We start from the raw sequence: 17801 nt of genomic DNA on the forward strand, positions 1-17801 counted from the left end.
TAACGGATCATATTGTGCTCTCAGGGGTCTTTGAGCATTGTTTTTCCCTGAAATGGTTATCAGGCAACCTGTTATAATGCCCTAACCCTTTCCGATATAACCCCCGTATCATTCCGGTATCATTCCCGTATCGTGATATGGGAACGATACCGGATTTTATTGATGCGTATAGCGTTAAAGATCAGGCACGGTTCAAGAAGATGTTAACCCCCAAAAGGCAGTTAAAAAAGCATCAACTCAGGGTGCCTGATAAACGGCTACAATTTTGAAAAACATTTTATCCTGCGGAGTAGTTATCAGAATACTGTTTTGGCAGATTTCAGCATAGGGGATATCACTCCAGGCAGCAGGATCGGAACTGGCGTAAATCCGGTATAAATTAGCTCCCTGCACAGCATTCCAGCTAAGCATCACCCCCTGCTGATTTTTTTGAATTTGCAGCTGAGGAATGGCTAAAACAACCGGGACAAAGGATGTTACTGAAAATCCGGTTACAGGAATATAATTACTTAATGTGCCCGAAGCTGATGGATTTTGGGGATCGTAAGTTACTGAACTACTGCTGATATACCGGCTGCGGCTGGGATTGGCAGCAGAATTTGTGTAATAGAACTGGTTACTGATATTGTAATTATAATTATCCAGAGGTCTGTTTACCCGAATAGCCAAATTATTACCTGTGTAAATGAAAGGAGTTGGCAAAGGAATTACAATGGTGTTTATCCCCAAAGGAAAATTTAATATACCATCAAAGACGGCTATATATCCATCAAAAGCAAGCCAGCCGGAATTGAGATTCCTCTCCGTAGTATTTTTCATCCAGATTTTTACTGCCTGCTGAGGTAAATTCTGCACAAAATTGGAATGATAAGTAATAGCAGTGATTGTTCCCGTGGTCATTTCCAGTTCAGAGGCAAGATAAATTGTTTCGCTGATACTGTTTTTCTGATTAAAACTGAGGGGAAGGTAATTTGTTTTGGTGCCTGAAGCTGTGGTTCCTGCTTCAGCAATGTAACTTCCCACGGATACAGAAGAGGGTAGGGAAGTATTATTAGCGGGATAACCATCGGAACTTAAAGTTACTTGTGCAGATACAGATAGTATTTGTTCCGTCTCAGGAATCCAGGTTAAATTATGAATTGCCGTTTGATTCGGAGCAAGCGGTTCAAAAACATCCAGATTTGCCAGCACCGTTTTGCTGGAATTGGAAAGTAACTGAATGCTATAGCTGTTTTGAATTGCGTTTCCATTATTAAGAACACTAACGCTATACTGCATTGGTTCACCAACAATCCCTAAACCATTTACCTGCAAAGCACTTACAGCCAGGTCATTGGTTAGTATTTCTTCCAGATAAAAATTATCCAGATATATATTACGATTGGTTCCGCCTAAATTATGTTTGATGGCAAGAAATCTATCTGTTCCGCTGTAACCGGAAAAAGATACAGAATATTGTTGCATAGTATTGGTTAAGTTAACTGTAGTTAAGGAATTAAAAATGCCGGTGGGACTGCTCATAGTTCCTACCTGAACACTATATCCTGAAGCAGCACCCCGGGCACTAAACTTTAAACGCATAATATTTAGCGGAGTTAAAATTTCGGGGGTAATAAGAATAAGCTCTGCGCTGGTATCCGTGAAATTATTAAAAGAAATGCAATTGGGAGGACTTAGAGCAAAATTTGTAGGCGAAGAATAGTTTTTTACATAGGCAGAACCGCCGGTTGAAGAAACATAAGTGCTCCAGCCAAAAGGTAAAGCAGGTGCAGTTATACTATCAAAATTTTGACTGTAAGGCAGAGCTGTAATACGCGGATCCGCAAAAGTAGTAAAACTCCATACCGGACAGTTTTGGGCAGAACCGCCTTCGCTTACAGCAACAACTTTCCAATAATACTGGGTGCTGTAAGCCAAGGTTCCGGTATAAGTGTAATTGAGAACATTGCCCAAATTCAAACCATTGATTAAATTACTGGGAGGATTATTCGTCCCCAAATAAAATAGATAATGGCTGGGATAACCGCCTCCGTTTACCCAGGTAAAATTTGGTAAAACATTTATATTCTCAGCCAAATTTTCAGGAGAAGGAGATATTGACGGAGAAGGTGGTAAAGCTGTTTTTCTTATGCTGAAGTTATCTAAAAACATATTGTTACCATAAGCACTGATTGCTTTACAGACAAGATAGTAATAACCGGAGTTGGAAAGAGGTAAATTGAATGAATACTGATACCAACCTGTTGAAGGAACGGTTGGAGTATAGCCGGTATAACGATTTATCGTTCCTAAAAGGGTATTGGTTCCACTCAAATCAGGCAGCGTTGCCAAATAGAACTCAATTTTATCTGCTCGGGAACTATATCCTGTATCCCGATACATATAGAAGGAAAAAGCGTAGCTGTAATACTGCACTTCTGAACAATCAAGCCGCAAAGTGGCTAAACTTGCGGAACTGGAAGCAGAGGCAGAATAACTTTTATAGCTAATCATTCCAGCTCCTGATTGAGGTGAACAGGTTGGATTGGTTCCGGAAGTTACTCTTTCAAAACTGTAACTGCCGGAAATGGTTTGATTATACCAACCCGCAGGTGGAAATGTAGAACTGTTAAAACTCTCAGAATATGGATTTGTAGAAAAATCAACTGTAGGAACACCTAAAGAAAAGGTCATAGTTGTTCCCGCTGCAGAACCAATTCCATAGATATTTAAATTCCCTTCACTGCCATTCTGCAAAAAAGGAGTTGGGTTGGTAAAATTATTGATGCTGGTTCTGCCGCTTTCCTGACTGAAAAATGCAGAACTAATAGTCCCGTTGACTGTAGTGGTGCCATCTGGACGGTAAATATATAATTCATCCGGTGGTCCATCTGCATTTCCCTCATCGGCAGAAGTATCTATTCTGTAAATCAACAATCCGGAACCGGGAATACTGCTTTCATAAGTGCCGGTTTTCTTCCGGAATTCTACTACATAATATTGATTGGAGTTATTGGAATTGATTCTATAGCAGTTGCCGGTGGAGGAAGTTAACGGATTAAGTGTATATTGCTGCCCAATTGAGATAGTTGGAATAGCAGCAATCCAATTTCCATATTTCCATTTCATAAAAGCAGTCATATATTGAGGAGGATTTTGATCGGAACACATTAAATCCCAGCTACCGGCAGGATCAATTCCATTACCGGTATAATGATAAAGATCGGGTGCTCCAAGAGTATGAAAAAACTCATGACAGATAACGCCCACTCCGCGTGAGGCAAGAAAATCTTTAAGCTGAAAGTTGAAATCATAAACCCTTTTCCCGTTCAAAGTTACATTGCGATCATAAATAGCCCAACGGTGGGGCCAGAGCAAACTACTCCATTCTCCTGCGGAACCACTGACGATAAAAACAGCATTATCCACATTGCCATCTCCATCGGAATCAATATTTAAAGAAGCAGGAACCTGAGAAGCAACAGCAGCTACAGCATTTTGGAGTAAAGTAAATTCACGGTTTCTACGCTCATCATCTCCATTATAACCTGTTGGATTAGTTGTTGCATTATAGGGCTGAAAATATGCCCTCGGATGACTATCCTGCCAGGAAACAACCAGATTATTTTGCACTGGAGGATAGAATGTAGTATTCACCGTAAGCTGATTATAGCTTGCTTCCAGATAATAGTTCTTTTGAGAATTGGTTCCGCTATTGAACCAACCGTCATAAACGCTGATATTCTGCCCAAATTCACTTTCCCCGGAAAAACGGATAAAAACCACAAGGTTATTTATAGTTCCAATTGTAGGAGCATCCCTTTCTTCAGGCATCCAAAACTTGCTTTGGCGCAAGTCCTGATACGCCTTTTCAGAGATATTTATTCCCGGCTTTAGAGCAGAACCGAAAGGATTGTCTTTGCCCGCAATTAAGTTACCGGCTTTAATGTTCTCTCCATCTTGTTCTGCATAACACAGATATCCGGTTGCAGGATGCCTGATAATAGTATAATTATTTTTATCGTGAAGCCAATTATGAAATTCATCGCCACTGGCAAAAAGTTCCAGTTTCGTGCCATCCGGTTGATAAACGGTAACCGGTAAATTAGTAACCATAGCCGCCTTAAGATTAAGGGCAAATAACAAAGCTATCACATAGATAAGCAGTAGCTTATGCATCTTTATTATCTTCACTTCCGCTCCTTTTTGAGTGAACTTTTTTATTTATATCCTTGTTTTAGTTAATCAGAAAATTGTCAATCAGAACATTGTATTACTGGTAACAGTATAATCTTTTTGTAAAAATCTGCGTAACCTGCGTGCTGCTTTCTGTCTGGAGCCCTCACTGCCAAATAAACCTCTGCGAAGGGCAAAAGTTGTTTCGGCAGTGACGACTCCTGACTTACATTATTTTTTTCTTCTCAGTTACTTATTCTTCATTTCATCAGCAGTATCTTTCTTGTCAGCTGATTATCCTTCGTTTTCAAACGATAGAAATAAAATCCGGAAGCAACAGCTCTACCCTGTTGGTCTGTGCCCTTCCAAACAACTTTATGCATTCCGGAAGGTTGACTGTCACTCACTAATCTGTTAACTACCTGTCCCTTCAGGTTGTAAATTTCCAGGGTAACAAAACTTTCGGAGGGAAGGTTATAACTGATTGTAGTTTCCGGGTTGAAAGGATTGGGATAATTGGATGCCGAAAATGCTTCTCTTTCAACAACATCGCTGCCGCAAGGAATAACTTCCAGGTATAAAGGAATCAGCCAGGGCTCACCTTCGGCGTTAGTAATATCTACATCCAGCAGGAAATCTTCATTCCTTAAATCTGCACTGCTGCCATCGGCAGGATTTACAAGACGGAAAATATAACCCCCGGGAATTTTATCTGCACCTTTGGCGCTAATTCTGATTATATCACTATAAATTCCATCTTCCAGCATATTTTCCAGATTGATTAGTAAATTCCAATTCCAGGAACCGCTTCTGCCGTTTTTAATATCTCGGGTATAAAGCCCGGCATTATTTTCCCAATCGTTATTGCAAACGCTGAATTGAAGCATCCCGATTTGCGGAAAAGGCGGATTGGGAATTTCCGGAACATCTAAAGGATCAAGAGTATCCTTTGCTCCTTCGCCAACGCCTAAAATAATAATATCTCCTTTTTCTCCTGCTTTGGCTGCAAGAGAAAACTCCCATTTCAGTTTAGGACGCTCTACTATATTATAATCATTATTTATAACAGGTTGATTATAATTCTGCTGCCGGACTGGCGTAGGATAATTTAAATATATATGCGCATTCTGAGCTGTAGCTTTAACAAAAAATCCACCCCACGGTTCAATTACCCCGGGATTGTATTCATCAATGGGTAGATATGCATTTTGGGAATAATCATACTTTAATAATCCTGCTAACATTCCTTCACCCAAAATGAGACCATTATCTAAACCAATGGGAAGGTCATAAGGATTGGCTAATAAATACCAGCCGTTATTAGCGTTCGTTGTTCCATCCAAAACAATATTATAACTGCCCTCATCCATCAAACCATAAACATCAATCGTTGCAGGTGTGGCATAAGGATTGCGGATCCAATAACCTATTCCGGGACGCACAATTGAAGGAATTACATAGCTTCCGGTATAACTCATATCAATATGACCCAAAGTGTCAGGTAAAGCAGCCGGATTTAATTGCACAATAGATGTGTAGGTGGGAGCTACATAAAAAGGCGAAAGATCATCGGCAAAAATGCTTACCGGTGAACTATAGGTTTCACTGGTTAAATATGGCACACCCATCATATTCCATCCAGGATGCATAGTATAAGTACGCACTCCTGCTAAAACCTCAAAATTGAAAGGTAAAGCTCCAATACCTTGATTGGCAAGCGGAGAACGCGGTTTCAAATAGAAATTACCTTCTTCCGGAGCTACAAAGAGAGGGTCTTCATTCAGATTACCGGTTCCCGGAAAAACACCTGCAGCATAAGAAATATCACTGTTGCTGACAGGAATATTGCTGTCCTCCAGGATAACTGGAGTATTTAACTGTGCTCCATTAGTCCAGATAACATTCTGAATAAAGCTGCCGTTACTATTGCCCGTAGCATATAAACCATTATTCAAACCCCAAATCGTGTTATGCATTATTTCTGCATTTTGAACCGTCTGCAGAAAAATGCCGTTACCTTCCAGATTACCTGTTCCGGCTTGCACTTGCGGATAAATGATATTTTGCTGCAAAGTTACTCCTGCCAGGTTTTTCAGCACTACTCCTTTTAAGGGTTCTCTCAAAGTGCTGCTGGTATTGCGAATGCGCGTATTATTTAAAGATGGAGTTGTCCTGTTAAAAGGCATTCCATTTCCTTCATAATAAATACCGGTGGTGTAATCCTCTACATAAAGAGTATCCATAGTCGCCAAAATATAACCGCTGAAATTTATACCCTTTGTTTCAGTTCTTAAAGTACTGCTGGTGTTACGGATCCGGGTATTATTCAAAGAGGCAGTAGTAGTTAAAAGTCCTGAACCGTCATTAGTAATTTCCAAGCCGGTGGGATAACCTACAATGGAATCATTAGCTATTGTTACTCTGCTGACATCAATCATTTTCACACCTTTGGTAACAGTGCGAAGGGTACTGCTTGTATTTCTAATCCTGGTATTATTTAAAGAAGGAGTGCTACGGTAATCAGTCGTTCCTAATCCATTCCAGTAAACGCCATAATCATATTCTTCAATATCTGCATTGTTTACTGTTAAGCCCACGGCTCCCAAAACATCCAATCCGTGACTTTCTGTCCGAAGGGTACTGCTGGTATTTCGTATGCGAGTATTATTCAGAGAAGGAGTACTGCTTGTCCTGGTTTCATTAGTAAACATAAAACCAAAGGCATAATTTATAATATCCATATTATTAAAATGCGGATTAGAATAACCATTAACTAATACTCCAACTTCATTGGGAAAATCATTTTCTTTAGTTATTGTAGTATTACTAATCGTTCCATTAGTATTTTGGAAATATAAACCCCGGTGAGCATGCTCTATTAAGCAATTAGTGAATTGTATTTCCTGATCTTGAGATTCCAAATAAATTCCAGGCCAACCCAGTTGAGGGTCTGTTCCCGTAAAATGGACACCTGTCGCTTGAATTCCGCCATTAATCTCAAGCCGGGTATTAGGATAAAATATAACTTCACATCCTGATTCAATTTCCAAAGTATTGCCAGTTTCAACAAAGACAGTATTGTTTATATAATAAGGAGAATTTGCTATTTCCCAATAGAAATCCGTTATCGCACCTCCGGGAATAATTGTACCTTCCAAAATAGCCGGAACAAAATTTGGCGTATCTGCAAAACCGGAACTAACAGCCAACCCATAGTTATCAACAGCTCTGATGTAATATTCTACTCCATAAGTACTTATTGTTGTTCCGGGAATTGTAGCACTAAATAGATTATTACCTGTAGCTTCCATCGGAATAGTAGTATAAGTTAATAATCCATAACGACGATAGCTCAATTCAACAGTAGCCACATACATTGTACTGTCAGTAACAATAGCCGTTATTGATAGAGGGGCAAAATTCTGGACTTGAGCAGCCGGATGGTGAATAATAATCGGAGGTTCATTTGGTAAAACAGCAATAGTGAAAGGATAATTCATTGGCTCAACCGAAGGTAAAGACGAAGTGGATTGTCCATCAGTAGCAGAAAGATAGTATTCAATTCCAGGACTCTGGACAGCTGATGCAGGGATTGTTCCCTGCCAAAGATTGTTTCCTAAATTAGTCATTCCCTGGGTAGTCCAATTACTTTGTTGGAGATTACTGTAGTGGAGGATTGCTTCAGTTGTATATGGAGGATAGCTATCTGTAATAATTGCTTGAATAATTATCTCGTGATTATCAACTTGAGGTGAATTATCTAAAGCAATGGTTTCCGGGGTTCGGGTAATTTGAGGAGTTTGGCCAGGAACATAATTTCCTTCTGCAGATGCAGTTAAACCTTGATATTGGAGCTCAAAGAGCACATTCCGCTGAGAACCATCAAAAAAAGGATTGCTGGAGCGATAAGAAATTATATAATTTGAAGTTACAAGCTGCGAAATTTCTGTAAGGATAACATTAAAATTATCCATAATATCAAAAACGGCTCCATTAGTGGTTTCCGTAATTGGAGTAAAAGTAGAAAAGAGATATGAAGTAGTGAGAGCATAAAGCATTGCGCCATTTGCACTACAAGCATTCATAGCATCAGATATAGTCATTACTCCTTGATCGGGAGTTTCATCTGTAAGAATTATCAGAATTTTTTGACTACCGGGACGCCAGTTAAAATTTGCCAGAGCATAGGTGATAGCATAATAACCTGGTTCATAACCACCTGAAACATCATTTCTAAGCCAAACATCATCCCTGAAATAGTTAAGATTTGTGGTTAAAATTCCTGAGTCCTCCAGAAAAGGATAGCCATTATTATTGCCAGAACCATACCTACATAAGCCCAAAGCACAATCTACTCCATAAGTTCCAAGATTGTTGATAAAACTGGTAACATTATTCCTTACCGCTTGTTGGTAAGGATCCATTGAGCCACTATTATCCATTAAAAAAGCAATATCAACTAACCGAGAGCCAGTTCCCTGAGAAGGAGGAGAAACCTCAAAAAAATCGGTCTGCAATGTTCCATTTTCATACACCTGGAAATTATTTTCTACAAGATTACTCATATCCTGACCTTCCATAGAAACTGATACCGTTGAATATACAAAAGGAAAATTCTGAGTGTTAATACTAATCAAATCTAATTCCGGAACTACTTCATATACACTTTGCAAAATTTGGATATCGTCAATACCCCAACCCTCATAATAATTACTACTATCTGCAGTAAGCCGAAAGAGAAATTGGATATTTTGCGAGGCAAATTCTGTGATATCAATAGTTGGTTGAACCCATCCTGATTGACCGGTTTGAAGAAAAATAGTTCTTTGGAAAACCCCGTTAGCATACACATCAATATAGATATTGTCGTATGAGGTTTCAGTTTGCCACCAACTCCAGAAACTAAGAATATATTCTGTTCCTATAGTGGTTATTGATGGAAGTTGAATAACAGGGCTTAGTAATTGATAATCAGCCCCATTATTATAGGGATGATTAGTGAATGCACTATTAGGATAAGAATATGCACCATAAGTAGAATCCTGTCCAATGTTCCAGCCATAACCAAGAGTCCAGTCATTAGGCATAGATTCAAAATTTTCTTCATAAATTAGCGTTGAACTTACCACACCTCCACTACGGTTATTTATTGTAGAAGAATAAGGTGCAGGTAAAGATTTTCCCTTTGGAATGTCGGATGTAATATCTTTTGCCATCATAGTTGCAGTGGCAAAAAAGAAGGATATTGTTATCACAACCAACAGAATACTTAGTGTTTTACTTCTCATTTTATACTCCTATTCGTTTATTGAGATTATTTTTATAAAATACCTGTCCTGATTGACAGGGATAATACAATATGGCTCGGATACAATATATTCTTGAATCCATTGAGGGGAATTTATATCGTTAAAGCATAGCACACGATAATTTATTCCGCAAACAGGCAAACCCGAAGTATCTGTATTAACTGTTTGCCAGGTAAGCAGAAGAGAGTTTTCCGGCAAAAGTTGCAGAACCAGATTTTGAGGGCTACTTGGAACGGCAGGCAAAACATTTACCGGAATTTCATAAATAACCGGAGAATGATTTTCATCGGCAAGAGAAAACTGGAAAACCGTTTCACCTTTAAACCCTGCAGCGGGAATAACAGCTGCCTGTTGTAATGTTTCCTCGGGTTCAATGCTGATATTTTCTCCGCTGGAAAAAGTGATAGTTAGGGCATCCAAATCGGGGTCAAAAATTTTTCCCGCCCAGGAAAAAATTCCCTGTTGATTTTGGATTATCGGCAGGGGTTGAATTGTATCCAGGTAAACCGGAGGGGAATTAGCAGTATCTCTAATAACAGATATTTGCATATTCAGTGTTCCCCCGGTTCCGCTAACGGTGAATGAGGCAACTGTGGTTCCTGTAAAACCGGCTACAGGATAAATATTTAGCCACACAGAATCCTGCAAAGTAACCAGGTTCTGAACCAAATTAGCATTAGGCAGGCAGTTAAAATTAAGCGTGCCACTACCCACTTTAAAATATCTGTTCAGGTTAAGACCCTTTGTAAGATTATCGGAAAAAAGCAATTCCGGCAGAGTAAGAACTTGATACGGCATTGCATTATTATATTGCATTTGGATGGAACCGGAAGTAACCCAACCGGTATATAAATAACTACTCTGAGTAAGCATATTGATATTTTGGCTGTTGAAAACTAAACGGGGCTGGTAACAAGCGGGAAAAAGTCCTGTTATATTCCAGGAAAGACGATAGTTATTACTTAAAGGAGTGCCGCTTTTAGAAAAAGTAAAATTCCAGGTTTTTGCTGCAGGATTTATAGATCTGATATCTTTTATGTAATTTCCATTGAAAGTTGAGCCCCAATCGTTGTGTGGAAAATAGGCACGCACATAAGGAGTATTATTAGGAGGAGGAGAAAGAGGAAAATCATAGGTGTCAAAACCATCTGCAGCACCCTTACTTTCACCCAAATATATATAGGCATTTATGGAGTTCCCGGAACCCAAATTGGCAAGACAAAAATCTATTCGCCAATCTGCCTTAAGAGTAGTCGCTGCGCAAAATGTAAGTATAAAAAGAAACACTTGCTTACACCGCGCTAAACACTGCGCCATATAATCACCTTCTCCAGCATTGTAATCTAAAAAACACTCCATAGCTTCAAGCTTTTCCTGTCAAGTTTTTTTTGCCTGTCATCAACCCTTCTTTTAGCTTTATGCTGCTAATGAGATTGCCGTATCATTCCCGTATCGTGATATGAGAACGATACGGGAATTATATCGGAAGGTTATTGAGAGAATTTCGGAATTGCTTTGGGAACAATCTGTAATTAATTTGCTATTGGCTTGCGGTGTATTGAGATAGCAGATTATATCGGCAAATAAAGAAGGTGCTGACCCTTTTTTTTAATAAATTTGTGGCTGTTTTGTTTTTTCTCTGCTACTTATCTTACCCCAATTTGAAAAATAGCAAGCTCCGTTTAGAGCAGATATTTAAGCTTGACGAAATTGAGATACTAAAAAAAGAGTTTTGTAAATATAAAAAGTTCCCAAAACAAGCTAAGGAGTTATGTTGATGGATTATTATGAATCGTCTCCTCTGTCCGTTTCCAATATTAAGGAAGATGATCTAATTGCCCCTTCTATGAGGATCAGTGACTGGCTGGTAGTTCTAATTCTGCTGATGATTCCGCTGGTAAATCTGATAATGCTGATAATTTGGTCTATAGATAAAAGCGGCAATCCCAACCGGAGAAGTTTTGCTCAAGCGGTATTACTTTTTATGGCTGCCTTGCTTGTTCTATCCGGTTTCTGGCTTGGCAGGATAACCTGCTGGATTTTTCAGCTTATGAATTTTATGTAATAATAAGGAGAAAGTATGAAATATTTAGATTTGGCAATGAATGCAGCTGAAACACTCGGTGCAGAATATGCCGATATCCGCATTCAAAAAACAACTGATCAGGTAATTTATCTGCAAAACCTATCCCTGAAACATACCAGTAACAACATTATTCAGGGATATGGCATTCGGGTGTTCAAAGATGGTGCCTGGGGTTTTGCCCATAGCAATGTTTTTAGTGATGAAGCAGTTTTAGCTACCGTAAAAAAAGCGTTTAATACAGCAACGCTTTCTGCTGCTGTGAATAAAGACAAAAAATTGCGTTTAGCCCCGGAAAGAAGTTACCTTGCTACTTACAAGACCCCCGTTAAAATAGACCCTTTTTCTATTCCCGTTTCTGAAAAGATAGACCTGATGATGGAAGTATCACGCACAATGCTTGCTTACGAGGGAATTAAAAAAACAATCTTTCTGCTGATGATGCAAAAGGATGAAAAACTTTTTGCCAGCACTTTAGGCACCCGATTAGACCTAACTACGCAGTTTATCAATCCCATGATTACAGCTGTGGCAGTAACTGAAAATGACAGTCAAAGCCGCACTTTTGATGATGGTGGCAGAGCTGTAGGTTGGGAATGGATTTTGGAACTGGATTTGCTGGATAAAGCAAAACAGATTGCCCAAGAGGCATTGATCAAAGTGAAAGCCGATACTCTTGGAGCTGAAGAACGCAGGTCTTTAGTGCTTGATCCTAATCATTTGGGTTTAACGATGCATGAAAGTGTGGGTCATGCTACTGAACTGGACAGGGTTTTAGGTTGGGAAGCTGATTATGCCGGTGTTTCTTTTGCAACCCCGGAAAAATTGAACAACTATCATTATGGCAGTGAAGTGATTAACTTTATGGGAGATAACACTTTGGAAGGGGGTCTTGCTACTCTCGGTTTTGATGATGATGGAGTTCCCGGTCAGAAATGGTATATTATTAAAGACGGTATTTTGAAAGAATATGGCAGCACGCGAGACACGGCTTTGGAAATTGGTTTAAATGCTTCCCGCGGTTGCAATCGTGCTACCTATTATTTTAATCAACCAATTAACCGGATTCCAAATTTATATTTACTGCCCGGAAAAAAACCTTTAACTCCGGGTGAACTTATTGCCGATACGGAAGATGGTGTTTATATTCAAGGTAGAGGAAGTTATTCTATAGACCATCATCGCATAAATTTCCAGTTTGGCGGTGATTTCTTCTGGGAAATTAAGAACGGTAAATTGATTCGTCCCCTGAAGAAAGTTATCTATAAATCCTGCAATCCTGAATTCTGGAATAGCTGTGATGCAATTTGTGATGAGCGTTTTTGGCATCCCTTCGGGGTTGTAAATTGCGGTAAAGGCCAGCCCCCGCAAACAGGTAGAATGACTCATGGTTCCGCAACGGCAAGATTTCGTAATATCCGTGTAGGAGGTTCACAATGAATAGCGAAAAAATAGTGCAATATATTCAGAAACACTGTATAGCTGATGACTGGACACTGAATATTTCAAAAGATGACAGCCATGAAACACGCTTTGCCCAAAATGTTATTACTCAACACATTGCCGGTGCAATGAAAACAATTTCTCTAAGCGTTGCTTTTGGCAGTAAAGCAGGCAGCTGCACTGTAAATCAGGATGATGAAGAAAGCTTGGCATACATTATTAAAACAGCTGAAGATATTGCTAAACTGGCTCCCGAAGACCCTGAATTTGTTCCTTCCGAAGGTAAAAAAGATATTCCCAAGCTCGCAAACTGTGATCCTGAAACCAAAACCCTGGTACCGGAACAAATGGTAGAAATCGTCCGAAAAAGCGTTGATAGGGCAAAAAATATTGGAGCTACAGTTTCCGGCTTAACAGAAAAACATATTGAGACCAACGCTCTGTTTACAAAAAACGGTTTTGCCGGCGAATATGAAAAAAGTGATTTCGGCCACTCTTTGACCCTGAAAAAAGATGAAGTGGAAACAAAGGTTGCCTATGAAGCGAAAAACTTTGCCGATTTTAACCTGGAAGAACTTCTGGAAAAACTGCAAAATCAGGCAGCTACGCTTGCTGTTAAACAAACATTTGAGCCCCAAAAAATCGCTGTCCTTTTAAGACCTCTTGCTCTGCAGGAATTGTTTTGGTTTATGGGCTGGATGATGGACCGCCGCTATGCCGATGAAGGTATCACTCCTTTTACGAACCAAATTGGAAAACCCTTCTTTGGCGAAAAATTCAGCTGGCTTTCTACTTACAAACAACCAACTCTTTTAGCTCCACCTTTTACTTCCGACGGCATAATTGCAGAAGAAATTCCCTGGGTGGAAAACGGCATCCTGAAAAACCTTTACACCAGCCGCTATTGGGCTAAAAAGATTGGCAGTAAACCCGGCGATAACTATAATATGTTTATTCCCGGCGAAGGTTATAGCGAAGAGGAAATGCTGCAAATGGTGCCCCGCGGTCTTATTGTAAATAGCTTTTGGTATATTCGCACCGTAGATATGAAAGCAGGTGAATTTACCGGAACTACGCGTGACGGAGTATGGTATTTTGAAGACGGAAAAATTAAATATGCAGTAAATAATCTGCGCTTTAACGAAATCCCTCATGAAGCAACCAAAAGAATTATTGCAACCGGTAACAGTGAGCTTGCCAACCCCATTTCTCTGTTGCCTGCAATGCTGATTGATGGCTTTAATTTCGTGGATAAAACATCCTTTTGAAAGAAATAAATTGACAGAAAATACATTTTTTAAAATAGGAGTATTAAAGGCGATTCAACATTCATACCAAGCCAGTTCCTTTTATCTCGGGAGTGCCTTTGGACCAGAATGTTCAATCCCGTAATTAAAAGGAGATGCCAAATGCCAGACAGAACACTCATTTGCCAGGACTGCTCCAGGGAATTCGTTTTCACTGAAGGTGAGCAAGAATTCTATAAGGAAAAAGGCCTTCAGAACGAGCCCAAACGCTGCCCCGATTGCCGTAAAGCAAAAAAGGCACAGTTTAATCGTAACAGACGCAGACAATCTAATTAGATAGTTACTAATCTGTTAACGCCACTGCAAAAATGTAGTGGCGTTTTTTTTATACTAAAAAAAGCGAGATGGCGAGATGGTGAGATGGTGAGATGGCGAGATGGCGAGATAGCGAGATGGTGAGATAGCGAGATGGCGAGATAGCGAGATAGCGAGATAGCGAGATAGCGAGATAGCGAGATAGTGAGATGGCGAGATGGCGAGATGGTGCTATCTCACTAATCACAGTTTCAGCAGTTTACGCATAAATGCTCGTTCTTGGGTTTTAACCACCATCAAATAGATTCCGGAAGTAGTATTACGCTGTTTATTATCCAAGCCATCCCAAACCAGGTGATGAATTCCTGTTTCCAGATACGGATATTCCACTGTCCGCAGCAATTGTCCTTTAATATTATAGATTTGCATAGTTACCGGGGCAGGAGAATAAACTTTCAGCTCCAGAGATACGAAATTTCCAAAAGGATTGGGATACGCATGTAAATATTCCATTTCCTCAGTTGAGATAAGAGGTGTTTCCGGTTCGGGAAAAGGCATTATTAGAACCGCAGGACCAAAAACCTGATTAAATCCATCGTAAGAGATTGATTCCAGCCAATAGTACAAAGTATCGGACAAAGCAGTTTCCGAATCGTAATAGCGATAGTTATTTCCTGTTACCAAACCTGTTGCCGGAATAATTACAGAATTCAGTTTAACCGCATTAGATATATCAGAACAGCTATTTCGGTAAAGATTGTAACCCAGCAGATTGGTTTCGGAGGCAGTATTCCAAAAAACAGTTGCCCCGTTAGCATAAGTGGCATAAAAAGCAGTAAGTTCTACAGGCAGAGTTACTTCTTCTGCTGTGAAGAAATCCATTATGCGAGCTACAAGGTTTGCTTTGGTATTAGGAAAAGTTCCATCCGCCAATTCGCTCAAAGCATAGCTGAAAACAAAACTGCGCTGATTATAGCCACCGGCACAAGCTACAGCTACACATCCGTAATCACTTTCCTCAAAGGCACTTCTGGCATAAGGATAGAGCCCTGTAAAACGGTCTATATAGTCCACTTTAGTTTGCAAAGAAGAGGTAAACAGCATTCCCGCAGAAGGTGTATAAGCACAACCGCTAAGGTTATTAATAGCATTATTTGCGCCATCTTCAGCACTGCTTATTCCTAAAAGGGGCCAGAGAACTTCATAAGCATCCAGTTCACCTTGAATATTCGGAAGATAGTAAGTTAAATCAAAACCGACAACATCCACTCCTTCAATATATACTCTTCCGCCGGAAAGTAAGTAGTTATATAGGGCATTAAACATATAGGGTTTATCAAAGCGCACAATATTACTACCCACAGCTCCAAAACTTAAAAAGACCGCCTCAAAGCTATAAAACGAAGAAGGAAAAGTAGTTCCGTAAGTGCAGGTGTAGCCCAGGTTTTGTAAAGTGCTTTTGATAAAGGTTCCGCTCATATCTCTTCCGCCGGAAACACCTTCCCAAACAAATATTCCTCCGGCATTAATAAGAATGCTGAAGGAAAGGTTATTTCCTGCCACCACAGACAAATCTGCAGTTGTCTGCAAATTGAAAGTTACATATTGGGAAGTAGCAGTTGGCAAAACATAGATGCTGAAGACCTCTTCCAAAGTTATATAATCATCGGCAGGAATGTTTTGATTGTGGCTACCGGAAAGGATATTTACATAAGGATTGGTAGTAGAAAGAGTAAAAGTGCCGTTAGCAGAATAATCCCCGTAACTTTGCAAAAGCAGATTTACGGAAAATGTTTCTCCTGGCTCCACAGCTAAATTGCCGTTAGCATCCGTAGCACCTCTATTTTCTATTAAGGCAAGGCGGATTTCTTCATCGGGAAGAGGATTATCATCCTGCAGCGCACGCTGGGCATTCAGTTTGCCTTCTCCCAAAAGATTTTCTTTGCCGGAATTAACTGCATCTACATCATCACAGCTACCTTTAATTCTATTTAGAAGGTCATTTTGGCTAATATCGGGAATGTAGGACTTTATTAGTCCTGCTAAAGAGCTGGCTATCGGGCTGGCATAAGAAGTAGCATTACTAACTGTTGCATAACCACCTGCAGCTAAAGTCCAGATTGAACCGGTAGGAGCACCTACATCTACATAAGAGCCATAACTGGAAACGGATGATTTTATCCCGTCATTTTGTAAAGCTGCTACTGCCAAAACATTTTTATAGGCAGCAGGATAAACAGGAATCGTATTATTACTGTTACCAGCAGCAGCTATAATTACTGAACCTAAAGAGTAAGCATAATTTATAACTTCCTGGTTTGCTTGCGAATAAGTATTACCACCCCAACTGCAATTGATAATATCCGCTCCGTTTTCAGCAGCATAAATAATACCGTCATAGCCATTATAAATGGAACTTGAACCCTGATAACTGCAGGAAACAGGCATTAGAGTTAAATTCCAGGCAAGCGAACTAACCCCGATATTATTGTTTGTTCGGGCAGAAGCAATCCCGGAAACTGTTGTGCCATGACCACTGCTCTCATAAGGATTATTGGATTCACCTCCATTACTGGTAAGCATAAAATCCCAACCAATAAGGTCATCAATTTTTCCGTTATTATCATCATCAATTCCATTCAAGTCACTTGAATCCATAACCCAAGTGCTTCCGTTATTATAAATGGTGTAACCGTTGTGGTTGGCATCTTCACCCAAATTTTGCCAAATATTTTCTGCCAAATCAGGATGAGTCCATTTACAGCCGGTATCTACAATAGCAATTATTACAGGAGAAGTTCCATTTTCCCCTTGATGAATATCCCAGGCAGCTTCTGCTTCCAGAGAAGTAAAATAGTAGGAATCTTCATAGTATTCATCATCGGGAAAGACAAAAGCTTTATCGGGATAAATAACTTCCGCATATTGCACAAAAGGGTCTGAAGATAGCAGATTTACAACTGCCTGCGGGGGATAGGAACTATGCACTCCAAAGATCAGAGAAAGCTCACATTCTTCTCTTTTTTGCGGCGAAATAAGGAATTTAGAGTTTATAGAAGAGACCTGCAATTTTTGCAGTTTTTCATCTATAGAGGCAATTCCTGTGCGATTATGGGACTTTTGCAAAGCAGAACGATATTCCGGTTTCAGCTTAAAAATAGCGGTTCCTGCATTTTCACTAAAATCAGCAGCAAAAAGACCAAAAGCAAGCAATAAAGCTAAAAAAACAGTAAAATACTTCATTTTATC

8 protein-coding genes are annotated in these 17801 nt (G+C 39.7%); 4 read left to right on the forward strand and 4 right to left on the reverse strand.

Annotation, left to right across the window (positions count from 1 at the left end; translation table 11 throughout):
* Positions 1 to 237: 237 nt before the first annotated feature.
* From PLE33_04080 to PLE33_04090, 3 genes are all read right to left on the reverse strand, one after another.
* Positions 238 to 4173: a M6 family metalloprotease domain-containing protein gene (locus PLE33_04080; protein ID HPS60422.1), complete on the reverse strand. Its 3936-nt coding sequence runs from the start codon at positions 4171 to 4173 to the stop codon at positions 238 to 240.
* Positions 4174 to 4415: 242 nt separating this feature from the next.
* Positions 4416 to 9443, reverse strand: a complete 5028-nt coding sequence (locus PLE33_04085; GenBank protein HPS60423.1) for a FlgD immunoglobulin-like domain containing protein — start codon at positions 9441 to 9443, stop codon at positions 4416 to 4418.
* A 9-nt stretch (positions 9444 to 9452) separates the two neighbouring features.
* Positions 9453 to 10823, reverse strand: a complete 1371-nt coding sequence (locus PLE33_04090) for a hypothetical protein (protein ID HPS60424.1) — start codon at positions 10821 to 10823, stop codon at positions 9453 to 9455.
* 418 nt (positions 10824 to 11241) lie between these two features.
* Between PLE33_04090 and PLE33_04095 the strand changes: the two genes are divergently transcribed.
* From PLE33_04095 to PLE33_04110, 4 genes are all read left to right on the forward strand, one after another.
* Entirely contained in the window at positions 11242 to 11529 is a 288-nt protein-coding gene (locus tag PLE33_04095; GenBank protein ID HPS60425.1) for a hypothetical protein, read from the forward strand.
* A gap of 15 nt (positions 11530 to 11544) precedes the next feature.
* Positions 11545 to 12987: a TldD/PmbA family protein gene (locus tag PLE33_04100; GenBank protein ID HPS60426.1), complete on the forward strand. Its 1443-nt coding sequence runs from the start codon at positions 11545 to 11547 to the stop codon at positions 12985 to 12987.
* A complete protein-coding gene (locus PLE33_04105) occupies positions 12984 to 14258 on the forward strand; it encodes a metallopeptidase TldD-related protein (GenBank protein HPS60427.1) in 1275 nt (424 codons plus the stop codon). The genes PLE33_04100 and PLE33_04105 overlap by 4 nt, the downstream gene beginning before the upstream one ends.
* A gap of 141 nt (positions 14259 to 14399) precedes the next feature.
* On the forward strand, positions 14400 to 14573 hold the full coding sequence (locus PLE33_04110) for a zinc-ribbon domain-containing protein (GenBank protein ID HPS60428.1): 174 nt from the start codon (positions 14400 to 14402) through the stop codon (positions 14571 to 14573).
* A 222-nt stretch (positions 14574 to 14795) separates the two neighbouring features.
* Here the strand turns inward: PLE33_04110 and PLE33_04115 are convergent, their stop codons facing one another.
* Positions 14796 to 17795: a S8 family serine peptidase gene (locus PLE33_04115; protein ID HPS60429.1), complete on the reverse strand. Its 3000-nt coding sequence runs from the start codon at positions 17793 to 17795 to the stop codon at positions 14796 to 14798.
* Positions 17796 to 17801 lie beyond the last annotated feature (6 nt).

Origin of the sequence: Candidatus Cloacimonas sp. (genome assembly GCA_035403355.1) — a bacterium.
Taxonomy (GTDB): Bacteria; Cloacimonadota; Cloacimonadia; order Cloacimonadales; family Cloacimonadaceae; genus Cloacimonas.